The following is a 25,359-nucleotide window of genomic DNA, read 5'->3' on the forward strand; positions in this document are numbered from 1 at the left end:
CCAGCCTGGCTCTTTGTTTTGCTTATCATTCTTTTATATGAAGCTGTCTTAATATTAGAGTGTACGAGAATACTCCACGAGGTGGTCGATATCTCCAAGGTATCCTCCATTCGTAATTCGCTCGCATGAATGCTATAAATACCACTGCATAGCCTTTTCGTTAAAGAACCGAGTAACCTCCGGGTACTGGGCAAGATCGATTTGCTGCTGCCTCATCATCTTCTGAAGGAAGATGGTGTCTGTGAACATTTTACTAATGATGAGACTGCATTTCTCCGGGGTATCTTGGAAAGCATCTAGAAGTACCCTAATCTCGTTAAAATCAAAGAACAGAATATATGAAGCATAATTTTGTAGTAGCACTGTAAAACAGTGATCACGGTATGATCTGGATTCCTCCGAAGTGTCCCCGGCAGCAACTCGAAGTTGATCCGCATTGGCAGAGGGATCACCATCAGCAATAGTACTCGTACCAGCCATTGCTTCAATAGTCACATCGCGAGTTGTATCGCCTAGCAAATCTCTAATAATTTGGAAAAAGGTTGCGGGTGTATCTGCATACATCTTCAGCATTCCATCCACGTCGTTGATGAGTTGAATCGCAGGCTCCAAGCCTTTTGCAGAAGGCATGATTAACTTGCTGGAACGGCCCTCGATGACATGTAACAGCGACAGAGTTAACTTCTTACAGGCTTGAATCTCCTCTGCTGAGATTACAATCTGTTCCGTGTAGTTGTCTCGATGTGTAGTGTAGTGATCATAATAAGCAGCGAAGTAATCTTCAAGTGAAATCCCCGTCTGTGTATGAATCAACCGTTGTTGATGGAAGGAGCAGGCGTATAATGTTTCCTCATTGACGGGATGTGCGTAAAGGTAGAAAAAGAAGAAAAAGTCGCGCAGCTGCTGTTTCTGATCATCGTTTAAACGAGATATGTCATGCAGATGAGACAGCTGAAGAAAGCTATATTTTTTCATCAGATCATTCATGTCGCTGTAGGTATTATATGTATTGATGGACAGCGTGCTATTTAAGGTAAACAGCAGATAGTACAGAATCATTTCATCATAAACATCAAGTTGCTTATAGGTCTCAGCTAAAATAGGCTTCCAGTCCGGCTTCGATCCGTAGTAGGGATCTTTCGGGCGTAGTTCGGCCATCAAGCCTGAGAACGTCTCCTCCGGGTGAGCAGTGAAAAACAAATCTGCACTGCCATCCTCATATCGACCATATGCCATCAGATCACTGTGCGCAGGTTGCATGGGGAGATTGAATTGAAAACGAATGTAATCATTATATAAAGTTTGGAGTTTCATTTTTTCGGTAACCTCATTTCAAAGATGCGTCTTGATTTCCTTCACTTCTGCCTCAAGCTTCATTTTGCTCTCGGGTTCTACTACCTAATTTTATTCTACACCTATTTGAGCGTTCCCTCTGTATAAAAACATGTCGTAATACTTTCACCCTGCTCAAGGATTCCAAAATCTGAGATGATGAGTTCGCCAAAGGTTCGAGTTACGAACCTCGGAACTTCGAACTTTTGGTCTTCAGGCTATGGCGGTCCTTCCTTCTACACATCATTGGAGATTCTAGGGTCGCCGCTCTCCTGAAGATTTCAATTTCAGAGAGGAGGCGTCCAGGCTATCATATTCCTTCCTTCTAAACCAACCAACTAATGTTATATAGGGATATGGCTCTCCTGGACTCTTTGATCATGAACAATAACCAAGTGAACAATTACAGCATTATGAAAATGAATAGCATCTACGTGCGTAGAGCCAATAAAATGATGATTCAACCGAACGAACAGCGACAGCAGCAGTTATCCAAAAAGGTTCTGGCGACTGCACTCAAAAATATAGAGTCCCTCGGATTCACCTTTTCCAATGATTTAATGCAAGCCATACGAACTCTTTCCGAGGAGCAATTCGAAGAGTTGATGCAACAATTGGTGAAAGACCTGCAAGTCATGGTCGGTGCCCATGTACAGTACAAACCCATGTACGCGGGATTCCCGCAACAGGTGATGGAAGAGGACGAAGCAGAGCTGTATTTGAACGCTATCTTCCACTATCTGACGCATCTAACACTGGACGATTTCGACTCCTCGGCTATGGCTGCTGGCGTGCGAGCTCCTCTACTGGAGCAGACAAAGCTCAAGGTCATTGACTTGGGCAACAAGTCAGCGTTCCAGAAGCTGATTCGTCAGTTGATTGAAGCGAAAGGCTCCATCTCCGATACGGACAAGAAGGATATCCAACAAGTATTGAAACATGCTGATCCGAGTGATGTCGAGGTGATGCTGCCTGAGGAAATTCCGTTTAAGGAGAATTTAGGCTTTGTCGTGGCGGTGTTATTGAAATATGAACTGGCAAGCATGGAGCGAATCGGGTCTTATTTTAAAACGGCAAGCGATGTGCTCCGTCTGGCGGTATCCTGGTCGGAGGGAGACGTCAGTCTGGCAACGGCCACGCCTTTTCGTAAGTTCAAACGCCGTGAGCGCCGCCTGCTCCTCAGCTTGCTGGAGCAATGCGGCTCCATCACAGAGGATATGCTCCGCTACAAGGATCGCTGGATTCGGCTGGGAGAGATTCTGCACCCATCCGAATACAAGCTTCGTTATCCGCGGAGCCAGGCAGCCTTTGATATTTTACGTAATAACAAGCCGTTCACGACCTTTAACGGCAGCGTAGAACTGGCATTTGAGTATCGCAATATCTGGAGCCTGATTGACCTGTTATCCCAGCGTCCAGGTGAGTTTGCGCGGAAGCTGGATCATATGCTGCGTATTACAGAAGATGAAGAATATGTACTATTAGCCTTCGGTGAGGTAGCTGCACAGGTATCCACGCCGGTGTTATTACAGGTAAGACAGCATTTTGCACAGCGGAATGAGGCGCCAGATTTACGGGTCTTTTTCCCGAAAGGCAATGTGGCGAAAGCTTATGGGATTCCGAATGAGCTACCGGAGCTTAACGAGGCGGTCTGCCAGGAAGTGGTGCAATTGTGTGAGCAGGCTTTAATTACACGATTCTCGGACTTTCCTGCGCTTGGAAAGACGTATGTGGATGAGCGGCTACAGCATTATCTGGTTCCCTTTTCACAACGATCTGCGAGCAAGGCCTTGCGAACCATTGTACGGGGAAGCCGTATCCCGATGGGGGAAGGGGATACGATTCGTTTCTTCAGTTGGTGGAAAGAGGGCGAGGTGGATGGTACATCTACGGGACGTGTAGATATTGACCTGTCGGCAGTGATGTATGACGAGAATTGGAATTACGTTGAACATATCTCGTATACGAATCTGCGGTCTGTTAAATATAAGGCTGTCCATAGCGGAGATATTGTGACTGCGCCCTATGGTGCAAGTGAATTTATTGATCTGCATATACCTTCCATTGTGAATTATGGCGGGCGTTACGTGGTCACCACACTGCATTCCTTCACCAGTCATCCCTATTGTAACTTGCCGGAGTGTTTTGCGGGTTGGATGATGCGGAAGAAGCCGGGGTCGGGTGAAATCTATGAGCCATCCACAGTAGAAAACAAGATCGATATTACGGCAGATACACAGATTGCCATTCCCGTTATTCTGGATCTGGTCGAGCGTACGATCATCTGGACGGATCTCGCACTGACGAGATATCCGGACTACTACAATAACGTAGAGGGGAATCAGAAAGGGATGGTGTTGATGGGGAAAGCGATGACCTCATTACGCAAACCTGATCTGTATGACTTGTTTATGTTACATGCGAAGGCGAGAGGTGAACTGGTAGATACGAAGGACGGGGCTGACACCATCTATGCAGTCGATGAAGGCATAACACCCTATGATATGGAGCACATTATGGCGGAGTACCTGGCCTGAGTCCAAGTAGATATGAATAGAGTTGAGGATAGAGAAGAGCAGCATAGCTGCTCTTTTTTGTGATCTAATCTGCTGGATAACAATGATTTTTTTTGTTTTTAGCCTGGCCTTTACCATGCTGGTGGAGAAAAGAGATACATGAAGAAGACAATGTTATATGTAGGAAAGAAATGCAAATGTATGGACATACTTGAATAGAGTCAGTACTTATGATAGTATTTAGTCATAAAAATATTAGATATCTAAATATTATATAAAGTTATTAGATAACTAACTATTTTGGTTTATCTATGAAAGGAGCTCGAGTGTCATGCTAAGAAAGAAAGACCCAGTAGCTCTCGTTACTGGTGGCGCTTCTGGAATAGGATTGTCCGCAGCTCAATGGATAGCTCATGAAGGAGCTTATTGCTAATTTTAACACATTACAATTGACTCAGATTCATCCAAATCAAATGAAGATAGGAGTATCTCATATGGGTAAATTAGAGAATAAAGTAGCTATAATTACTGGGGGAGCCTCGGGAATTGGCGAAGGCATGGTGGATCTTTTTGCACAGGAAGGTGCCCTTGTTATTGCTGCAGACATTAATGAGGAAGCACTGGAGAAAGCAAGCCAGAAAGCGAATGTGCACGGAATGAAGCTGGATGTTTCTTCGGATGAGGATTGGATGAAATTAGCGAAGGAAGTTAGCGAACGTTTTGGTAAAATAGACATCTTGGTTAACAATGCAGGTATATCTTCAGAGAAGCCATTTGAGGAAATCAATGCGCAGGATTGGCAGAAGATGCTCTCCATTAACGGCTTCGGCCCATTCGCTGGCATGAAACATGTTGCACCTTATATGGCAGCGCAGAAGAAAGGTTCGATCGTCAACATCTCTTCATACACCGCTTTGATCGGACAAGGATTTAATCATTACTCTGCATCCAAGGGCGCGGTACGTGCAATATCCAAAGCAGCTGCCACTACCTTTGGACGTCAAGGTATTCGGGTGAATGCTCTATTCCCAGGGATCATCGAAACACCAATGACTCAATCTCTAACCGCATCTAAGGAACTGCTTGAACGATTAATTCAGGCAACGCCACTGCAGCGTCTTGGTCAGGCTACCGATATTGCCAAAGCCGCGCTGTTCCTAGCTTCGGATGATTCATCGTACATTACAGGAGCTGAATTGGTTATCGATGGTGGCTACTCCGCCCAATAGGATGTAAAATGATAACAGCCCTTAAGTTGAATAAGGGCTGTTGTTTATTTTTACGAGGAGGATCTTATGGAAGAACAGAATATTTTTGAACTCATACACAACATGGATAATTTCACGAATAAATTGATTATACAATGGAACAAATCATTCAATGAGGACCTCGGCATCTCTCATGTCCTTGTACTCAGCCATCTCCACCATAATGGAAAAAGCCGACCTTCGGATATTGCAAAGATCTTGGGATTATCTCCGCCTACGCTCAGTTATTTAGCTGACAAAATGGTAGCCAAGGAGTTAGTCGTCAGAACGGTAGATGAAGTTGACCGTCGTATTATCTATTTGAACATTACCGATAAAGGGACTGAAATCCTCGAAAGAGCAATAGTGGAAGGTCAGAAGCTACGTAAAAATTTATTCCAGAAATTAAATGAAGAGGATCGTGCCCAATTACTACGTATTTTTGAGAAGATGAGTCAGGAAGACTGAGCTATAATAGCCTGCCATGCAATTTAAAATGCATAGAAAGGAAGGAGCAGCCGCAAGGTTGTTCCTTTTTTACGTTGTGGAGATATACAGAGCGGTTAATGATAACAGGTGTAACTAAGAAGTGCATTTGGCTACTTTGGTGAACGTTACTTTCTAGTCAGAGGTAATTTAGCAGTATGTTTATAGTGCTCTGTTCTTAAATTACTTCTCGTTTTAAAATAGGTAAATTTAGGATATTAGAATCATGATTTATATTTTTCCATTTGATACAGTGTTAAATGTCGTTTTAAAAACAGGTGGGAAATTATTTCCGTAAAAGGCTTGCTGTAACTGACCCTGAATTCACGTTTTCTAAAAAGCCTTCATTTTCTATAGGCATAGGATCTAATTATGATGAAGCAAGACCTACTTCGTACACATGGACATGGACACAGTCTGATTTTCTAAAATGAGAGGATTTGGAATATGACAGTCACACCTTTGATTCTAACTATAGTTGCTGTATTTAGTTATTTATTTATTCATAATTTCTCGAAAGTTATTAATCCCCAGGCTTCAGCCAAAAATATAATTTGGGCTAGTATCAGTTTTACAATTGTTGTTGTTCTGATATTTTATATAAATATACTTCTTCGAACATAACACATTAAAGCTATTAATATTGATTCGTATGCTTAAAATATAACGATCCTATGACGCGCTATATACGCGTTTTTGGCGTTTCGGTAGTATTAGTATAACTGTGGAACGTTTAAATTTTGACTGTGCTACTGCTCCCAAGCATTTGCTTCTTTCACCACTTGTGCACCGCCTGCGGACATGAACTCCTGTACGAATTCATCGAATTCACTAAGTGGTCGCTCACCTGTAATAAACGCAATATAGGCTTTGTTTTTTAACCGGATCAACGAATCACCGTATTTGGCCAAAGCAGGAGTGGCAACCTCCAGTGCATTATAGATGCCATCTTGATCGAGGTGAAGTGTGGCTGCCCATTGTTCACGTTCTCCAGTCTCCTTCAGCGGAACAGTCATGCCGATATTGGCACCAATCGTATTCTGGTACCCGAACATAGTGTCATACGGCGGCATGATGACGACATTCCCAGGCTCCGTGGGTGTCCACGTCCAATGTTTATTTTGCATACCATAGGTCATGCTTGCTGCCTTGTCTGGATCAGGGCTGGCACTAACCTCGTCCAAAATGCGCAGGATCATCTCCAGCTTGCCCGGCTCCTTGACCGCATCCGCTCCAATCGCGGTGAAGCTCATTAACATGTCGTTCCCTTTGGAGCCACGTTGTCCGTGAGGACCCATGAAAGGTCTGCCTAATGAGACCTGAGCGTCGGGGAACTTGGCTGTTAATTCTTTCACATTAAATGTAGCTTGGACAGGACTCTTCACCACGTTTCCGTCACGTTCAACACGCCAATCCTCATAATCACCATCTTGAATCCAGTGGTAGTAATTGCCCATCGAGGTCATGCCGATTTTACCGTTGATGAACGCATGGGACAGATGTTTATAGCCGCCTTTATTCTCACCCGTCACAAACTCAGGATCAATTACGCCATCCTTGTACCATCTCCGCAGATAGATCAGTGCCTCCTTCATCTCAGGTTCCAGCGCACCGATAACCTTCTTCCCATCTTTTGTACCAAAGTATAGCTGATCTGCAAAAACAATCTGACCGAAGGCTCCGAATACGATATTCATGCCTTCACTGGACAAACCATACGTATCCTGAATACCGTTACCATCCGGATCATTGAAGGTGAATGCATAGATCACTTTCTCGAATTCTGCCAGTGTCTGCGGAACGGACAAATCCAGCTTGTCCAGCCAATCCTGGCGGTATACCACCGGTGTACGGTAGATGTTGGTTGGATTGATGACAGGGATGCCATAATACTTGCCGTCGATGACTCCTGCGTTCTCATAAGCAGGGGCTTGTTCATGAATGATCCGCATCAGATTCGGGGCATATTGATTCAGTGTCTCTACCGGAATCTCGGCAAGCACCCCTTGCTGCTGATACTTCAACAGATCCTGCGGCTGCCGGATACGAAACAGGTCAGGAATGTTACCTTGAGCCAGCTTCATGTCGAGAAGTGACTCGTATTTATTGTTTTCCATATTCCAGACGTCCAGATCTACACCAAAACGTTGTTCGACTTGTTCCAACATCTCGGCATTCTGGGGAACTGGCAGATTCTGATGCATCGTCCACGAGATATGGAATTTGGCTTTGTCCGAAAGAGGGGAGGCTGTGCTGCCCGGCTCCGATTCAACCATGGCGCTTGGCCCGCTCAGTAGATTGCAGCCACCAAGAATAGCGCCCATCATCGTCAGCAGAGCTGTAGTCAGGAATATCCGATAGCGATAAGAGACCTTCGTCCCCCACTTCGGTTCCTTCATCTTCATCTGGCTCATCCTCCTCATCCTTATGATCCGGCCTCTGTCATGGCTGCCGAAGATAGACTGCGTACATAATTGCCAGGCGTGCAGCCGTACATTTCCTTGAATCGTTTAATAAAATAAGCTGTTGTGCCGTAACCCACCGAGCTTGCCACTCGGTCAATGGTCATGTTGTTGTTTTCAATCAATACTTTGGCCTGCTCCATCCGGCGGGAGGTTACATAATCGGTGTAGGTTACCCCCATCTCTTCCTTAAAGAGCTTGCTCAAATACTTGGGACTGAGAAATACTTTGGCTCCAACCGCTTCGAGCGAGAGGTCTTCCGATAGATTAGCTTCAATATATTGCTTCGCCAGTTCAATGGTTGATACAGCTCGTTCACTGTTGCGATTCTCGGTTTCTTCCATAAAAGTACTGATCGATGCTGTAAGCCAGTTGCGATATGCCACAATATCACGCTGATGCGTATATTCGTGATACAGGTCGGGGTGTCCGAACTGCAACGGGTGTTTGTAACGCACGTTTTTGGCTGCATCGGAGTAGTTAAATACCATATTCGATAGGATAAAATGACAATAATCCGCAGGGTACTGTCCTTCCCGCATATGTTCAACCACCTGTTCGATAGTACCTACAGCTTCAGCCAGCTGTCTGCTCTGAAGTTTATCTCTGAACTTGCCGAGCAGGTTCTGCGGAATTTCATCCAGACTGTGCTCTCGCTGAAGCAGAGCAGGATCGTTCAGAATGGGCAGCTCTGGCAAAAAATAAGCATATTTCATCAGTACCTGGGCTTCATAGAAGCTTTTATGAATATCTCTGAGATCGCTGACCCAGCAGCCTGTAGACAGCTGAATATCGGGTTGTAGCTGCTGACGTGTCTCGGCGAGCAGCAGCTCGGCGAACTTGTTCAATAATGCTTCTGAAGCCACATCCGTACATAGAATGACGGCAAGTCTCTTATCCGGCAGTTCTTCTGCAATGAGTCGGCTGTCTTGCAGGGACAAGCATTCAAGTCCATGCATTAGTCTGGCAATGACCTCAGGTTGTGTTGCAGCGTCATATCCAGCGAGTGTAACCCCGGCTCCGGTATTCATCAGCATGCAGCAATATTCCTTGTATTGCTTGGCGATCCCGAGTGCAGCACGTTCCTCTTTCCAAGGCTTATGTTCCGGGTTACCCTGCAAAAGGTTAAGTACCGCTTTATGCCGCACGGCTGCGCTATTTGCATTCACAGTCTCTTCGAGATGGCTCACTTGTTCTTTGAGGTGAAGAAAAGCATTGTCTATTAAGCGAAATTCGTTGGTTATCTGATTCGGCGAAGTTCCTGACCAATCCTTGATACGGGCTACCAGATGTTTGATCGGACTATAGTTAGCATGGAGAAGCACGGCAGATAAGATCAGCCCGATTAACAGTGCGATCAGACAGATCCCGAGAATCAGCTTCTGGATCATGATGGATTGTTCATAATAATAGCTGGATGGCGTTGCACTATATATTTTCCATTGGGTAGATGGCAGTGTCTGATAGGAAACGACATGAGGTGCATCTCCAATGTTCTCGTCGAAGTTACCTTTTACCTGGCCCAGTGAAAGAACTTTCTTCAGGCTGGGTGTGTACACATCCATTTGCCCAGAGCTATGCTCTTGCAGACGACTCACTGCATCTCCGGCAGCGTTGATGATCACGGTGTGTTGATACTGGGAAGGCATCATATTCTCGATGATGGTATTCACGGCTTCTTCTTTTACATCGATGGCAATGATGACTTCACTGGTCTCTCCGGTTGAACGAAAAGGATAGCTGTGTGCATATGTAAACAAGCCATGGGTATCCCCGTTCGTCTCGGAAGAGAAAATATCCTTTGGAATATGGCGTGTCGGTGTCCAGAGACTGCTATGCTTACTGATACGCATCTCCTGAAGCCAGTCCGCATAATACCCCGATCCTTCGCTCTGGTCCGCATTATAGCGCAGTCCATAGAGGGAAGAGAGCATTATATTACGTGCAGGATAATAGAGATGAATGCCTTGAACGATATCGGTATTGGCGGCCACCTTGGCTTTGAGCAGTTCTTGCAGGTCCACCACCTGATTTAATCCATTTCGATCTTCCTGATCAGCAAAGAGACGAAGGTTAGCTGATTTATCGAGCGCTAGATCGACATACATCTGCTGCACTCGCTTGAGTACCGTCCCTTCAATGGTACGTGCTGTATTTTCAAGAATCAGCTGATTCTTGTTTCTTAATTCTTCATTGTAACTGCGCGAGAAATAGATATAGAAAAATGAACAGATCAACAGCACAACGATGACCACGATTGAACCATAGGAAAGGGCTAGTCCGGCCCATGCAGATCTCCATTTTTTCATCAAACATTCCTCCCGGCCACATTATACACTACTCGATTTCTGCAAGGTTCACGATTTATATTAACTTCATGTAAAATGTTGAAGATTTATGATTTTGCGTCAAAAGTAATACAAAGACGAAATTGTTTTATTGCTGGTTTTGCGGCCCGAATGCTACATTGAGACCGAACCGAGACCAACTATTAAACGATGGGAGTCGACGAATTTGAAAACGAAAGTGATCAAAAGCAACAAGAAGAGATTGTTCGCCGCAGCGATGGGAGTCGTTCTTTTATCCAATACCTTTGCCGCAAGTAACGTGCTCGCTGCATCGGATGAGACGACCATTCCCTTACCGACTCAACCAACATGGGGATATTTTGTAGACACGTACAAAAATAATACGGGAACAGGTATGACGATTGATGGTAATCCGGCAATAGGTACTCTCTCGGAGTTTCTGAAACTATGGACACCAGGGCAATCCTGGGATAACGGGACCAAGCTGAATGAACAGGTGCTGGACTATAACATTGATTATGTAGAAGAGCGTTCGAAAACGCGCACTGCAAAAGATGAAGAAGATGCATACTATACAGATCGCAGAAATCAGACGTATGGAGCAGTAGAAGGTTTGGGTGCTTTGACGGATGTATATCGTGATATGTCCAAAACAGTTACTTCGATTACGTATATTCCACAAGAAGCACTGACGACCAAGTTTACAGACACGAATAATTCCAACAAAGGGGGAGACTCGAGCTCTGAGCTTGGCAAAATGGTAGATTTGGTTGGTAAAGTACGGGGTGACTATGCCTCAACACAACAAGCGAAGAAATTTTACCAATATATGAGACCATTCCGTTGGAAAAATGATTTATCCATTATTGTACCTACACTTAAAGAGGTGAGAAGCAGCACTCCAGAATCCGACGGTGGATTCCCAAGTGGACACACGAATGCTTCTTATCTTGCAGCAATAGCGTTGGCCTATTCCGTTCCAGAGCGTTTTCAAGAGCTGCTGACACGTGCATCTGAAATGGGAGATGACCGGATTGTAGCTGGTATGCACTCACCGCTGGATGTTATGGGAGGTCGTGTACTGGCGACAGCATTCGCAGCTTCCGCTTTGAATGATCCGGATAATCAACAGTTGAAACAAGATGCATACAAGCAAGCACATGATATCCTGTTGCAGCAAAATGGAACAGCAGAAGACCGGTTCACGGATTACCAAAAGAATAAAGAAGAGTACACACAACGTTTAACGTATGGATTCCCGCAGATCGATTCAACGAGCAAACCGGTTGCTGTACCTAAAGGCGCAGAAGTACTGCTTGAGACGAGACAGCCATATCTGTCGGATGAGCAACGCCGTGCTGTACTGGCAACAACGGCCATTGCTTCCGGTTATCCGGTACTGGATGATTCAGAGGGCTGGGGACGTCTTAACTTGTTTGCTGCTGCAGATGGATATGGTGCATTCAATCATGATGTGAAAATCACGATGGACGCGGCCAAAGGCGGATTCCATGCTCAGGATATCTGGAGAAATGATATTTCTGGCACGGGTAAGCTGACGAAAGAGGGCAGCGGCACCCTGAAATTAAGAGGGAATAACACGTATTCCGGTGGTACGGAAGTGAATGGAGGGACATTGGAAGGAGATACCGCGTCTGCGTTTGGGACAGGCAATGTTACAAACAACAGCGGTACAGTTACCGAAAGTGTATATGGTAAGTGGAACATTGAAGGAAACTTCACTCAAGGATCAACAGGGGTACTGGAACTGAATGTAGCAACAGCATCAGATGTACTTGATGTAAAAGGTGCGGTTCAAGTTGCCGGGGCATTGCATGTGAACTTCGGTAATGGGTACGTACCGGGTACGGGCACGTTCTCACTGGTAACTCATGATGCTAATCAACGAAGTGGTCAGTTTGCTTCCGTTCATGTCGAAGGGTTACCAGCGAAATACAGCACACGAGTTGTATATGAAAACAACCGCATTGCTCTAGTAATTACAGATCCAACGGATTCAGGCACTACGCCTACAACACCAGGAACAGGTGGCGGCGGTTCTTCAACTGCACCATCGACGCCTGCAACACCATCCGTACCTTCCACAGGAACACCGGGTACAGAAACGCCATCAACAAGTCAACCAACTACACCGCCAGCAACGGTGACGGATTCATTCAAATCAGGTGTTGTAAGCAAGGAAGATGTATTGAAGACGATTAATGAGTCGATTGCTGCAACGAAAAATCAACAATTCCCTATCCGTGATATCACGAGTCACTGGGCTAATGAACATATTAACATTGCTCTGAAGCTGCGTGTCGTGAACGGCTATGAGAACGGCTCGTTCAAGCCGAATGCTCCTGTAACACGGGCTGAATTTACAGCGATGATTGCTCGTGCTTTCGGAATGACTGAGAATAAAGCAGCACACAGCTTCAAAGATGTAGATTCTAACTGGGCTGCAGGGTATATTGGTGCTCTGGCGGATAAAGGCGTAATTAATGGTTACGCAGACGGTTCGTTCAAGCCGAATGCAACCATCACTCGTGCAGAGATGATCGCTATCATTGCTCGTGTCCTTGATCTGAATGCGTTGGCAATCGATGCTCCAACGAAATTCAGCGATGTGAAATCCGGTAACTGGGCCGCTGAAGCGATTGAACTGGCATCGTCCGCGAAATTAGTGAATGGATTAACGGCTTCCACGTTCGCTCCTAACGGCAAATCTACTCGCGCTGAAGCGGTAACGATCATTATCCGAGCATTGGAAAGCGATAGTGAGATCAAGTCATTGATTGCAGGATTGTAATTATGGTTTTCATCGGATTTGTAGATAAACTTTCATAACGTCTCTATTTAACTTGATCTGATCTCAAAATTACCCGGACGGTTCGCATATGCGAGCCGTTTTGGTTTTTTAATAACATAGTGCAGCACATGAAAAAATAATAAATAAGATGTAATCATTGTAATAATATGTAATTTAATAGTATTATATTAATGTAATTGTAAGTAGAGAACCAATCAACGATTAAAAAGTATGGGGAAAAGGGGGCTGTAGCAGGTCGCTATATCGAATTAGCTTCATAAAAAAAGTGTGCGCATATTACATAACGATTTTGATTAGGAGAGATATTGACGTGACTAGACATTGGGCTAAAAAGGGATTGAGTATGCTGCTGCTGATCGTCATGGCAGCTTCTGTTTTTGCTTTTCCTACTTCTACTAGCAATGCTGCGGCCATTCAGGTCATTGACAGTGGCTCCAGAATTGAAGTAAATACTGGATCTGGACTTGTGTATATCGTGAATAAAGCCAATGGAGACATCATATCGGCCAAGCTGAACGGAACTGAGCTGAACAGCAGCAGGGGGTCCCATATTAGCTCGGGATTGGGTTCATCGGCCAATGTGACATGGAGCAAATCTTCCTCTGGTTCAACGGTGTTAATCACGGTCTCTACGACTACATTGACTCATTACTACGCTTCGCGTAGTGGTGAGAACATGATTTATATGGCGACTCACATTACAGCACAGCCATCTATTGGAGAACTTCGATACATATTTCGTGGCAATGGGAGTGTGCTTACAGGCGTACCTGTGAACTCTAACCTTCGTGGTAATACAGGATTCATCGAGAGCGAGGATGTATTCGGGTTTGCCAATGGGCAGTCAGCTTCCAAATACTATGGGAATGATCAGGCGAAAGATCTGTCTGTTCGAGGTGTAACCGGCAACGGAGTAGGTGTATTCATGGCATATGGTAGCCGCGAGAAAAGCTCGGGCGGGCCTTTCTTCCGTGATATTCAATTTCAAAGCGGATCTGAAACAGAAGTCTACAATTATATGAACTCAAGGCATGCCCAAACGGAGAATTGGCGTCTGGGTCTGCATGGGCCGTACGCACTTATTTTTACAACAGGTGGAACGCCACCGGTGCCTGATTTCGGCTGGATGTCGGAATTAAATCTGAAAGGATGGGTTGCTAGTCGGGGCAATGTGGTATTGAACGGACTTTCGGGAATGGAGACAGGATTTGAATATACCATTGGGTTCGCGAATAGTAACGCTCAGTATTGGGTTAATGCATCTTCCAGCGGTGCAGCCACCAAGAATGATATGATACCGGGAACATACACCATGACCGTATATAAAGGTGAACTTGCTGTATATACGGAAAATGTGAATGTTAATGCAGCACAGACAACAACCGTGAACACCCGCGCCATTACCAATGATCCAGGCAAAGCCTCCAGCATCTGGCGAATCGGCAACTGGGATGGGACACCGCGAGAGTTCCTGAACGGGCAGACGATTCCTGTTCGACACCCTTCGGATAGCCGCAATCCAAGCTGGGGACCGGTCACATATGTCCCAGGCAGTGCAACGAACCGTTTTCCCGCCATTCAGTTCCGTGGTGAGAACTCACCTACGACCGTGAATTTTAACCTGAATGCAACACAGTCAGCTTCCTCGCACGTACTGAACATTGGTATTACGGCTGCTTACAATAATGGTAGACCAAGTGTAGCGATTAATGGGCGTACACTAAGCAATCCGGCGCCTTCTTCGCAGCCAGATTCACGCAGCCTCACAATCGGTACGTACCGTGGAAATAATACCACCTTTAGTTGGAATATTCCCGCATCTTATTTCGTTAATGGAGCGAACACCATTACGATCACGCCAATCAGTGGCTCCAGTGATCTGGGGAACTGGTTAAGTGCAGGCTGGGTATATGATTGCGTGGAGCTGTTGAATTAACCAAGAATTATTGAAGTAAGCTATCAATAGAGTGGCCCGACTGAATGGATAACATGAGGTTGGGCCACTTTGATATGTTGTTCAGGTTACCTCCGTTATGTGCCTTACTTGGTTGAGTGAAATTATGATATATCTTCAATATTTATGAGTGAATAGGATAATGATCGTTGTTCTCTATGCTGGAGAAGCGGCTCTGTATAGTGGTATAATTTTCAATACATAATGATGAGATGAAGGAACGGAGGCAGGACAGATGAGAGAAGAGCTGTTGGAAAGACTGGAAACGTGGCACGAGCAAGATGAGTATGAGAATATTGTGAATGCTGTGCGGGAGATTCCTGTAGAAGAGAGAGATTATGAATTGGTGAATCACCTGGGCCGCGCGCTGAGCAATCTGGAACGATATGAAGAAGCAGTGGAACAGTTTCTGACCGTAGCCCAAGAAGGTGCGGATGATCCGCTATGGCATTACCGGATTGGACTAGCCTATTATTATTTGGAGCAATACGACAAGGCAGAGCAAGCATTTGAGCGATCTGATGAGCTGGAGCCGGGGGATGAGGATACACTTGAATTTCTGGAGTGGATTCGAAACAGGGACGAGGAAGATGAGGACGAAGAATATGATGAGGACGTAGCTGGTGAAGAGCATGGGGACAGCGAATCGGAAAAGGCAGCAGCCGAAGAAGCATCAGCAGTGATCACCTCTGTACCTGTAGTGCATGTTGATCCGCCAGTACCTGTATCTGGTGAGTTCTGGAATGACAGTGAGCTGGCTCTGGAGCAGTATGTGTCCGATCAACCAAGTGATGGTTTGATCGAATCGGTGGAGGAGCAGCTGGTATTCCGCTTGCCGGCCTCTTACATTGAGATGATGAAGGAACATAATGGCGGCATTCCATATAACCGCTTTTTCCCTGTAACGAACGCAGAGTCGGGAGAAACCGGCTATGTCGAGATTGAGGGGATATTAGGCATCGGCCGCGATAAGAGCAAATCCCTGTGCGGTGATGAAGGGAGCTGGGCCATCATTGAGCGTGATGGTTATCCCGAGATTGGTGTGGTCATAGCAACAACACCTTCGAGGGCGGGGGTTGTCATGCTGGACTATCGTTCCTTCGGTAATGATGGGGAGCCCGAGGTAGTTTACGTAGATAAGGAAGATCGTAAGATTACAACGCTCGCGCCAAACTTTGAAGCTTTTGTTCAAGGGTTGATGCGACCAGAAGTTTAAGATCATACTTAATTTCGAGATGAGTCATCGTGTCACTTCACTCGACTTGCTGAGAATGAAAAAGCAGACATGATCAGATATGATGTAAACCAACCCAACCAACCAACCAACCAACCAACTAATAACAAGCCGCAGGGGCAGACCCTTGCGGCTTGTTGTTATCAGTTCGAGTGCGCCATGTACATGTTGCCCGTATGCTTAAGACATTGTTCCATGGCTGATGTCTTCTAACTTTCCAACTCCAAACTTAAGCCCGCAGCCTCGGGCGGTTATCATTCTGTCCGTTATTATGTAGGATATCCGCCACCAGGTGGCGGCCATGCGCCATAGAAACGGCGGAGCAGTACAATCTCGCCTAGATGATACGAGTTGTGTGAAGCAATATTACGAAGTAATCCCCCTATAGTTTCCCCCGGAAAATAGAGCAGTGGATCATGTAATGGTGCAGTCTCTGCATTGGATATGGCCTGATCAATACCGCTCAAAAAGGCCTGAATATCCTGTTGCCAAGAAGCTTCATCCTTAGGCCCTGTCTCTACGGGCCAGCTTTCACTCACATGAGCTGGCATCTGTGGCTTACGTCCTTCCACGTGATCCAGCATGAACTGCTGCCAGTAGTGCATATGTTTCACCAATTGATAGATGGTGTAGGGCATAGCTTCATGTGTGCGTCCCGCAAGCTCCAGATCAATATCCGGAAGAGCTTTGGCGATCGGAATATGCCCACGCTCTCCTACCAGGGATTTTACTAGAGTTTGTGCAAAACTTTGGTTTACATCTAGCATGTGGAATCGTCCTCTCTTTGGAAACAGTTCTTAGCCTGTCATCTTATCCAATATACAATTACTATTATACAATTTAATTGCAGGAAATTTAAAATGAGGATCGCCAGATGTCCTTCTCTTTCTCAAACGTGTATGGGTGCTGGATATACTGGATCATTAATAGGGGATGTTTCACGTATGATCCCATGGGTGGACGGATACCCTGAGGATATAAAATGACGTGGATAAAGGTAAGTAATGAAGCCACTGGCTATCCTTTTTCAGGCTATCTGGCATACAAGAAAGTCTACTCTTTCGATATTCATCATTTCTAATGTTAATCGCATATGTTAGTATATTTAACATTATAAGCACAAGTACTGACTGATCATGGAACGTGTAAAGTTGTTATAGTAGGTGGAGTGAGATGCTTAATTGGGTCAAAAACGAGAATGTACAAATGATAGCAGTGGCCCTGGCTACGGCTGTAGGAGCACAGTTCAAGATTAATCCCTTTCGGGAGGATTATTTTCGGATCGGACTCGGGGTCAGCATTTTTTTATTTTTGCTGATGATTATGCCTCATTTGTCATATTTGAAAACAGGGATTCTGACGGGACTTGCGAGCTTTGCGTTCCAGTCCACTGATCTGATTTATCATGTACATAGCTTGTCTGTGCTGGAGAGCATGCGGGATAACCTCGGAGCGGGCTTGTACTACGTGGTGTTTGCCTATGGACTAAGCAAGATTAAACAACGTTTTCACGAAATACCTCCGCTCCTGCTCGGCGGCATTATTACGGGTATTGATTTTTCCTCCAATCTGGTGGAGTTGCTGGTACGAGGTTTGCTCATTGGAACTAACATCTTTTATATGCGCGAATGGTTGTATCTGTTTGTTGCGGGAGGTCTGCGCAGTTATTTTGTGATTGGGCTGTATAACAGTTTTGCAGTCAGACAGATCCGGCTCTTACATGCAGAACAGGAAAAGCGGATGGAGCAAATGTTAAATGTGAATTCGGGACTGTATGGTGAAGTCTTTTATCTCAAGAAAGCCATGAATACGATTGAAGGAATTACGGCCAATAGTTATGAATTGTACCGCGATCTGCGCAAGCAGGACATGAACGAATACAGTCAGCGAACGCTGGGGATTGCTCAGCAGATTCATGAAGTGAAGAAAGATTCTCAGCGTATTTTAGCGGGGTTATTGAAGCTGTATGACAATGAGAATACCGTTAACATGAGCTTATCTGAAGTCGTAGATTTTGCGAGTAAAACGAATCGGAAATACAGTGAGATGCTACACAAACAGGTCAGGATTGAGGTCGAACAGCAGTATGAAGGAGAGTCGCCTTACTACATCCCACTGCTGACCGTCTTGAATAACTTGCTGGCTAACGCGGTGGAGGCGATTGAGCAGGAGGGCGTAATTCAAGTGAGGGTGTTTGAGCAGGATGCCCATGTGAATTTTGTTGTAACAGATTCGGGAAAAGGTGTACCTGGTGCGAAGCGCGGAGTGATCTTCGAGCCCGGTTATACAACCAAGTTCGACGAAGTCGGCATTGCTGCCACAGGTATTGGCCTATCACATGTACGTGATATTGTTCAGTCGCTGGAAGGGCGGATTCAGGTAGAAGCGGCTCCATCAGGACAGGGGGCTGTATTTCGTGTCATGATTCCCAAGTTCAATCTGATGAAAAAAACGGCTGCCGATGACACGATCGATCGTGATCTCGGATGATAAGGTTAGCCGCAGCATGGTGCAGATGATATCGTTATATCCCGATAATCCCGTATTGAATTCATCCAAAAACTGGACAGTTTAATGGATTCAAGGGATAATTTATAGTAATTAGGATATATAAGGGGGGTATCATGCGGAATTTAGGTTCCATGATTGTTGTGCTGATCTTGTCGATCCTCATGACTAGCTGCACTTCAACCGAAACAGCCGATCCGTCCAAACCAACCAATCCGCTGGCAACGGAGAAATCGAATGAAGTAGTCAAGGACGAAGCTGGAGAAGAGGATCAGCGGCAGGCACTCGAAATGTCGATTGATTTCAAGACCAAAGATTTCACGGCGGATGGCAAAGATTACGAAGCCACACTGACACAAGCAGGGTTGTCAGCTATAAGAGAAGAGACGAAGCCTTTTCTGACCTCCAGTTATTATGAGGTATACTTCATCGACCGTTATATGACTTTGCCAATTCAGGTTGCACATATTGAAAAAGCGAAGCTACATCCCGAAAATATACAGGCCAAAATCAGAGATCACAAAAGTGATTGGATTGTAGTAGAGTATACACTCGATCTGAAATTCACAGATCAGGGTGGCAAAGAGTATAAATCCATTCCGCTTTGGGGCGATATCACCTTCCTCCAGGAGGAGGGGGAATGGCGTATTCAGGATGATACGTACGATATGAAGCCATTCACTGAGATCATAAATAATGCATCATAATTCAAGCTGCAAGCCTCTAATCTGGTCAATAAGACCGGGTTGGAGGCTTTTTACAATGGTCTATTTGATCTGAATAAGAGAGCAAGATTCTGCAGTTCATCTCATGATATAACTGTCCTGTAGCTTATAACAAGGGACTTAGTGTCCGTAAAAGGGAGATGGCAGAATGAACATGGCAAGCCGAAGACTGGAAGGACGATTAGCATTAGTCACCGGAGCGAGCAGGGGAATTGGTCGCAGCATTGCGATTCGTCTGGCTAAAGAGGGAGCATACGTCCTGGTGCACTATGGACAGCGGCAGGAGGAAGCGGATCAAGTTGTACAATATATTACGAGTCATGGCGGGCAAGCACAGGCGATCCGAGCTGATCTGAGCACGCTGGATGGGATTCATGTCCTATTCGCCAAGGTGGATGAGATTGTGCAGGAGTATGGACGAGAAGGCAGGTTAGATATTTTAGTTAATAACGCCGGCATTGGACAGATTCTGGGCCTGGAAGAGATGACAGAAGAATCCTTCGAGGAAGTGATGAACATTAATGTGAAGGCTCCGCTATTTGTGACGCAACAGGCCGTTCCGCGGCTTCGGGATGGAGGGTGTATCATTAATATTTCTTCTTTTGTCACAAGAGTAGCTTCCCCTGGGGTGTTTGCCTATAGCATGACCAAAGGGGCAATGGATACCTTCACGAAGATGCTAGCCAAAGAGCTGGGAAGCCGCCAGATCAGAGTGAACGCAATACAACCAGGGATCATTCATACCGAAATGAATGCAGGGACTTTCTCCAACCCGCAAGGTCAGGCTTATGCAGCAGGCCTGTCTGTCTTCAACCGCTGGGGAGAGCCGGAGGATGTGGCGGACATCGCTGCATTTCTGGCTTCACCCGATAGTCGCTGGGTCACAGGACAATGTCTAGATGCCAGCGGTGGCTCGCATTTGTAAAGCAGGAACGTGTATCCATCAATTGAAGGGGCATTGGGACTGTTACAGCGTAAAAAATGAGATAGCTCCGGCTTACTTACGAGTGAGATCTGAACGTGGGGCAAGTGAAATCTGGAATGGGTGGATTACGGGATGCGGTATTACTCGCATACTACAATAAATAAAACCAGGGGCAGACTTTCAACAAGTCTCGGTCCCTGGTTTTGCTTCTGGTCCAAGTGTGGTCCGGTTCAACGTTCAACATAGACGTGAATTTAACTTCTTTCGTCGCTCTGTTGTTAACTTTTACGGCCCTTGCGCACTTTGAGCTGTTTGCCCTTCACCGTTGTATGTTGCATCACTTCTAGTACGAGAGGGCCCTTACCATTCAAAATCTCCACATCGGTGACGTTATCTAGTATCGTAATAATCCCGATATCATCTGCGCTAACGCCTTCGATCTTGGCAATGGTTCCTACGAAATCGACTGCACGAAGCTTCTTCTTCTTACCTCCGTTGAAGTTCAGCTTCATAATCTGCTGGTTCAACTGTTCGCGCTTGTCCTTTTTGCGTTCTGGCACGATCTTGAGTCGCTTCTCAAAAGCTTCACGGCAGCGATCCACCTCTTCCTCGGAAGGAGCTTTCACAACAGGAATTTCGAATCCGATATAGGATTCAATCTCTGCAAGGCGTCTGCCATCCTTTGGCGTCACCAAAGTGAAGGCTCTGCCTGTTAGACCGGCGCGGCCCGTGCGACCTGTACGGTGTACATAGCTTTCTTTTTCAAGAGGGATATCATAGTTGAACACATGTGTAATATTGGTGATATCAATCCCGCGCGCTGCAACGTCCGTGGCGACCAGATAGCGGAATTGTCCGCGCCGGAAGGCGTTCATCACTTCAATGCGTTCATCCTGCTCCATGCCCCCATGAATGCGATCTGCTGGATAATCCAGGTCAGCCAACACTCGAAACAGCTTATCTACATTCTCCTGCGTGCGGCAAAATACAATACAACTGTCCGGGTTCTCGGTAATAAACAAGTCCTGTAGCACTGCAGTTTTGTTCACTTCCGAAGTGTGAATTACTGCATGTTCAATGGTAGCTGTAGTTAGCCCACTAGCCTTGATCTCAATCTCTACAGGGCTGTTCATGTATTGCCGCGAGAGCTTCGCGACATCTTCAGGATACGTTGCGGAGAACAGCATCGTTGTCCGGTTCTGCGGCAGTGCCTGAATAATCGCTTGTACTGTCTCGATAAAGCCCATGTTCAGCATCTCATCCGCTTCGTCAATAACGAGATATGCGATGCGGTCCAGCGGCAGCGTACCCCGTTCAATATGATCCAGAACCCGGCCTGGTGTACCTACTGCGACGTGGGTTCGTTGTTTCAGCTCTGCTTTTTGAATGTGAAAAGGAGACTGTCCGTACAGTGCGGTTGCTTTAATACGCTTAAAACGACCAATGTTCGTGATGTCTTCGTTGACTTGCAAGGCCAGTTCACGGGTAGGTGTCAGAATCAGAGCCTGTGGTTTATTCTCATTCCAATCGACCAGCTCACAGATCGGAATGCCATATGCAGCCGTTTTGCCGCTACCAGTCTGGGATTTGACCACCAGATCCTGGTTTTCCAGTGCAACAGGGATGACACGGGTCTGAACTTCGGTGGGGTTTTCGTATCCCAGGCTGTCCAGTGCTCTGACGATCTCTTCCCCTAGGCCATAATCTTTAAAGTGTTGCTTATTCATCGTTTACCTCTTTTACGTTTTAGTTTGGATTGTATTGTGCTCACATGATGTGTGTCTCTGCAATGATGCAACAGGCCCATGATCTTACTTATAAGCATTACACCGTACTAGCATCCTATACTTGTCCTATTATACTCGATGTCTGAGAGGGGAGTGAGGTAAATAAATAGGCATTCAATCGTATCGAGGAAAAGAAGGACATAGACATACCGTCTAACGTTCCACGTGAAACGGTTAAGAGAGAAGCAATCGCTATTTTAGATGCTGGAACTATCTCATATATAAATTTTTACACAATCTCAAATCTACATACAGTTACACTTCGTAATTTTAATCGTGAGTCATCTTAGAGGGGAGTCTAACATAAAGTATACTTTTCAAAGGAAATAGTATGATTTATATGTGTATAAAACCAAAATTATCCATTATGATATCTTATGTAAGCGCTTAATAAAATAACCTAACCAAGGAGGAATATTATGTTGAAGTCCAAATGGTTTAAGACGGTAGGTACACTTGCTCTGGCAGGTGTGCTGGCTGCGTCAGTCGCGGTGGGCAGTGTTAGTGCCGGATTGGCTAAAGGCAGTAAATTCTTGGGGAATATTATAGCTGGCCAGGTACCAAACAATTTCAGTCCGTACTGGAATCAGGTAACGCCAGAGAACTCCACCAAATGGGGAGCTGTAGAAGGCACGCGTAATGTGATGAACTGGGGCCAGGCAGATATGGCTTACAACTATGCGAAAAACAATAAAATGCCTTTCAAATTCCACACCCTTGTTTGGGGAAGTCAGGCACCTAACTGGATTAATGGCCTTTCTGCAACAGATCAGAGAAACGAAGTGCTTCAATGGATCAAAGCAGCAGGACAACGTTACTCCCAATCAGAATTCGTGGATGTAGTCAATGAGCCGTTGCATGCGAAGCCAGCCTTCCGCAATGCCATTGGTGGAGATGGACAGACCGGCTGGGATTGGGTAATCTGGTCATTCGAGCAAGCGAGACAAGCCTTCCCGAATTCCAAATTGTTGATCAATGAATACGGCATTATCGGTGATCCAGCCAAAGCAGATCAATATATTCAAATCATCAACCTTCTGAAGGCCAGAGGGCTAGTCGATGGCATCGGTATTCAAGCGCACCACTTCAATATGGACAATGTATCTGTGAACACGATGAACACCGTTCTGAACAAATTGCAAGCAACAGGTCTTCCAGTGTATGTATCCGAGCTGGATATGACTGGCGATGACAATACCCAGTTGCAACGTTATCAACAAAAATTCCCGGTACTCTGGAAACACCCGGCTGTTAAAGGTGTTACGCTGTGGGGTTACAATGAAAACCAAACTTGGGTTAGTGGCTCTCATCTGGTAAGAAGCAATGGTACAGAGCGTCCTGCTATGCAATGGTTGAAAAGCTACATGGCAAACAATCCTTAAGCCCAGGTAGAGACCTTATAGTCGGTATTTGTATAAACTTCAGTACAAGCACAAGCAGAATGGATTCACTCTATCTGTTAAAAATCAGTTAATCTGCATTATCCCCCTCAAAAAAAGAGTCTGTCCGCTATGGTATGGGACAGGCTCTTTTAGTATATATCAGGACTTTACTTCCGGTTCTCACTGTTCTGAATTGCCGCTCTAATTGGCTGTAATCACTATACTGTTGAATGAATCGGCTTCCAGCTTCACCTGAACCGTTTGTCCCTCTGCGACATTCAGGTATAGATCACGGGCGTCCGGGAACGGATTGTTAACGATAATAACGAGGCTATTGTCCGGGTTACGGAAAGCAACTGATTTGCCACTCCAGGCTCCAGAGAGACCCAGCCGACGAGCGCCATTCACTACATGATGCGCAAAATGCTTCATTACATAGTATTCAGGATTGCGAGTCACATCCTTGCTTGCAGGATCAACGGTGATCATGGAGTTTTGCTCCCAACCCCATGTACTGCGCCCTTTAGGCTCCAACACCATATTCCAGTAGATATAGGCATTGACACCGTTGCTGAAATAATGCTGATAGAGATTATATACATGTTTGGCATAATTCCAGGAGTTGTTACCGTCACCGCATTCATTCTCCGTTTGCATATAACGCAGTTCCGGGTAACTTGCGACGGTACGCTGAATGGCATGTTTGCCTGCCCATTGATACCCGACACCCTTAATGTAAGAGTAAGCTTTGGGGTCACTAAGTACCAGTCCGGCGTATTCGTCAAAGCCGGTTGTTTTCTTTTTCATGAGCTCTTCCCAAGGATCTGGGGCATTGATCGTTCCGAGCCAAATCTCTGTGTCCAGACCATGTTTATCGAAAGCAGGTCCCAGGTAATCGGCGATAAATTCGCGTAGCTGCTCACCTGTCCACATGCAGGAAGGGAATTTCTGATCTGCAATCACTTCATTTTGAACATGTACCTGATGAATCGTAATACCTGCCTCGCGGTAGGCCTCAACAAACTTCACAAAATATAGCGCGTAAGCCTCCAGAATTTCTTTCTCCCAACGCAGTGTTCCGTAGTTGTACGCCTTGGGTGACTTCATCCAGGTCGGTGGACTCCACGGTGATGCAAATAATTTCAGTTCCGGGTTATACGTTAAGGCTTCCTTGATGTAAGGAATCAGATATTTGAAATCTCGTTCAATGGAAAAATGGTTCATAGACACATCGCCGTCAACCTCGTTATGGCTATACCACTGCTCTGCATAATCACTTGCCCCAATGGGCAGGCGGCAGATCGTAAACCGATGTTCTCCCTGCGGATGGAAAAGGGAATGAAATACTTCGTGTCGTTGCTCTTCACTTAAGTGAGCCAGAGCCAGATATCCAAGCTCGTTGAAGCAGCCGCCGAATCCTTCGACAAGCTGATGCTGCTCACCTGTCAGTTTTAGGTTAGCGCTTTCATTTGTTGGTGAAGCGGTGATCGTATTCCATGGCTCTGTAGGTGTGGTGGAAAATCCATTAAATGTGAATGACATATGATGTCCTCCTCGTCGGTTGCTGAGTTAATCCGGTTAGTACGTCCAGTATACCAACTTCGCCGACAAAAACAGATATGCTAATCCGTGTAATATTTACCCTTATCCAAGATGCCC

Annotated in this window: 16 protein-coding genes; 10 read left to right on the forward strand and 6 right to left on the reverse strand. The window is 45.6% G+C overall.

The genetic code is table 11. The annotated features are described in order from the left end of the window. Positions 1–132 precede the first annotated feature (132 nt). Positions 133–1,314, reverse strand: a complete 1,182-nt coding sequence (locus PQG66_RS13745; RefSeq protein WP_272038288.1) for a hypothetical protein — start codon at positions 1,312–1,314, stop codon at positions 133–135. 431 nt (positions 1,315–1,745) lie between these two features. On the opposite strand from PQG66_RS13745, the gene PQG66_RS13750 reads away from it, so the two are divergent. From PQG66_RS13750 to PQG66_RS13765, 3 genes are all read left to right on the forward strand, one after another. After that, the gene (locus PQG66_RS13750) at positions 1,746–3,869 is read left to right on the forward strand and encodes a TerD family protein (protein WP_272038711.1); all 2,124 of its coding nucleotides are present in this window, start codon (positions 1,746–1,748) and stop codon (positions 3,867–3,869) included. 473 nt (positions 3,870–4,342) lie between these two features. After that, positions 4,343–5,077, forward strand: coding sequence for an SDR family NAD(P)-dependent oxidoreductase (locus PQG66_RS13760; protein ID WP_272038289.1), 735 nt, complete (start codon positions 4,343–4,345; stop codon positions 5,075–5,077). A gap of 66 nt (positions 5,078–5,143) precedes the next feature. Then, positions 5,144–5,563, forward strand: coding sequence for a MarR family winged helix-turn-helix transcriptional regulator (locus tag PQG66_RS13765; RefSeq protein WP_272038290.1), 420 nt, complete (start codon positions 5,144–5,146; stop codon positions 5,561–5,563). A 767-nt stretch (positions 5,564–6,330) separates the two neighbouring features. Here the strand turns inward: PQG66_RS13765 and PQG66_RS13770 are convergent. Both PQG66_RS13770 and PQG66_RS13775 read right to left on the reverse strand, forming a co-directional pair. Then, entirely contained in the window at positions 6,331–7,986 is a 1,656-nt protein-coding gene (locus PQG66_RS13770; protein WP_272038291.1) for an extracellular solute-binding protein, read from the reverse strand. 20 nt (positions 7,987–8,006) lie between these two features. Further along, positions 8,007–10,352, reverse strand: coding sequence for an AraC family transcriptional regulator (locus PQG66_RS13775; protein ID WP_272038292.1), 2,346 nt, complete (start codon positions 10,350–10,352; stop codon positions 8,007–8,009). 220 nt (positions 10,353–10,572) lie between these two features. Here PQG66_RS13775 and PQG66_RS13780 point away from each other — a divergent pair, with 220 nt between their 5' ends. From PQG66_RS13780 to PQG66_RS13790, 3 genes are all read left to right on the forward strand, one after another. Beyond that, positions 10,573–13,164, forward strand: coding sequence for an S-layer homology domain-containing protein (locus PQG66_RS13780; protein WP_442955106.1), 2,592 nt, complete (start codon positions 10,573–10,575; stop codon positions 13,162–13,164). A 331-nt stretch (positions 13,165–13,495) separates the two neighbouring features. Then, on the forward strand, positions 13,496–15,121 hold the full coding sequence (locus PQG66_RS13785; RefSeq protein ID WP_272038293.1) for a rhamnogalacturonan lyase B N-terminal domain-containing protein: 1,626 nt from the start codon (positions 13,496–13,498) through the stop codon (positions 15,119–15,121). Positions 15,122–15,374: 253 nt separating this feature from the next. Further along, on the forward strand, positions 15,375–16,355 hold the full coding sequence (locus PQG66_RS13790; protein WP_272038294.1) for an SMI1/KNR4 family protein: 981 nt from the start codon (positions 15,375–15,377) through the stop codon (positions 16,353–16,355). Between the two features lie 287 nt (positions 16,356–16,642). Here PQG66_RS13790 and PQG66_RS13795 read toward each other — a convergent pair whose 3' ends face one another. Further along, positions 16,643–17,140, reverse strand: coding sequence for a DinB family protein (locus PQG66_RS13795; protein ID WP_272038295.1), 498 nt, complete (start codon positions 17,138–17,140; stop codon positions 16,643–16,645). Positions 17,141–17,546: 406 nt separating this feature from the next. On the opposite strand from PQG66_RS13795, the gene PQG66_RS13800 reads away from it, so the two are divergent. The 3 genes from PQG66_RS13800 to PQG66_RS13810 all read left to right on the forward strand — a co-directional run bounded on the left by PQG66_RS13800 (position 17,547) and on the right by PQG66_RS13810 (position 20,531). Next, entirely contained in the window at positions 17,547–18,863 is a 1,317-nt protein-coding gene (locus PQG66_RS13800; RefSeq protein WP_272038296.1) for a sensor histidine kinase, read from the forward strand. A 134-nt stretch (positions 18,864–18,997) separates the two neighbouring features. Next, complete coding sequence (locus PQG66_RS13805; RefSeq protein WP_272038297.1) at positions 18,998–19,588, forward strand: hypothetical protein; 591 nt, start codon at positions 18,998–19,000, stop codon at positions 19,586–19,588. 166 nt (positions 19,589–19,754) lie between these two features. Continuing rightward, positions 19,755–20,531 carry an SDR family NAD(P)-dependent oxidoreductase gene (locus tag PQG66_RS13810; RefSeq protein WP_272038298.1) on the forward strand — a complete coding sequence of 259 codons (777 nt, stop codon included), beginning with the start codon at positions 19,755–19,757 and terminating at the stop codon, positions 20,529–20,531. Positions 20,532–20,809: 278 nt separating this feature from the next. On the opposite strand, the gene PQG66_RS13815 is transcribed toward PQG66_RS13810, so the two are convergent. Beyond that, a complete protein-coding gene (locus PQG66_RS13815; RefSeq protein WP_272038299.1) occupies positions 20,810–22,258 on the reverse strand; it encodes a DEAD/DEAH box helicase in 1,449 nt (482 codons plus the stop codon). A 479-nt stretch (positions 22,259–22,737) separates the two neighbouring features. On the opposite strand from PQG66_RS13815, the gene PQG66_RS13820 reads away from it, so the two are divergent. Beyond that, complete coding sequence (locus tag PQG66_RS13820; protein WP_272038300.1) at positions 22,738–23,700, forward strand: endo-1,4-beta-xylanase; 963 nt, start codon at positions 22,738–22,740, stop codon at positions 23,698–23,700. Positions 23,701–23,901: 201 nt separating this feature from the next. Here PQG66_RS13820 and PQG66_RS13825 read toward each other — a convergent pair whose 3' ends face one another. After that, positions 23,902–25,242: a glycoside hydrolase family 30 protein gene (locus PQG66_RS13825; protein ID WP_272038301.1), complete on the reverse strand. Its 1,341-nt coding sequence runs from the start codon at positions 25,240–25,242 to the stop codon at positions 23,902–23,904. Positions 25,243–25,359 lie beyond the last annotated feature (117 nt).

This window comes from Paenibacillus sp. JJ-100, from assembly GCF_948329825.1.
In the GTDB taxonomy this organism is placed as follows: Bacteria; Bacillota; Bacilli; order Paenibacillales; family Paenibacillaceae; genus Paenibacillus.

Bases quoted from the DNA above. Each gene is read 5' to 3' on its own strand.
- PQG66_RS13745 (WP_272038288.1), bottom strand. From the start codon at position 1,314: ATGAAACTCCAAACTTTATATAATGATTACATTCGTTTTCAATTCAAT.
- PQG66_RS13750 (WP_272038711.1), top strand. From the start codon at position 1,746: ATGAAAATGAATAGCATCTACGTGCGTAGAGCCAATAAAATGATGATT.
- PQG66_RS13760 (WP_272038289.1), top strand. From the start codon at position 4,343: ATGGGTAAATTAGAGAATAAAGTAGCTATAATTACTGGGGGAGCCTCG.
- PQG66_RS13765 (WP_272038290.1), top strand. From the start codon at position 5,144: ATGGAAGAACAGAATATTTTTGAACTCATACACAACATGGATAATTTC.
- PQG66_RS13770 (WP_272038291.1), bottom strand. From the start codon at position 7,986: ATGAAGATGAAGGAACCGAAGTGGGGGACGAAGGTCTCTTATCGCTAT.
- PQG66_RS13775 (WP_272038292.1), bottom strand. From the start codon at position 10,352: ATGAAAAAATGGAGATCTGCATGGGCCGGACTAGCCCTTTCCTATGGT.
- PQG66_RS13790 (WP_272038294.1), top strand. From the start codon at position 15,375: ATGAGAGAAGAGCTGTTGGAAAGACTGGAAACGTGGCACGAGCAAGAT.
- PQG66_RS13795 (WP_272038295.1), bottom strand. From the start codon at position 17,140: ATGCTAGATGTAAACCAAAGTTTTGCACAAACTCTAGTAAAATCCCTG.
- PQG66_RS13800 (WP_272038296.1), top strand. From the start codon at position 17,547: ATGCTTAATTGGGTCAAAAACGAGAATGTACAAATGATAGCAGTGGCC.
- PQG66_RS13805 (WP_272038297.1), top strand. From the start codon at position 18,998: ATGCGGAATTTAGGTTCCATGATTGTTGTGCTGATCTTGTCGATCCTC.
- PQG66_RS13810 (WP_272038298.1), top strand. From the start codon at position 19,755: ATGAACATGGCAAGCCGAAGACTGGAAGGACGATTAGCATTAGTCACC.
- PQG66_RS13815 (WP_272038299.1), bottom strand. From the start codon at position 22,258: ATGAATAAGCAACACTTTAAAGATTATGGCCTAGGGGAAGAGATCGTC.
- PQG66_RS13820 (WP_272038300.1), top strand. From the start codon at position 22,738: ATGTTGAAGTCCAAATGGTTTAAGACGGTAGGTACACTTGCTCTGGCA.
- PQG66_RS13825 (WP_272038301.1), bottom strand. From the start codon at position 25,242: ATGTCATTCACATTTAATGGATTTTCCACCACACCTACAGAGCCATGG.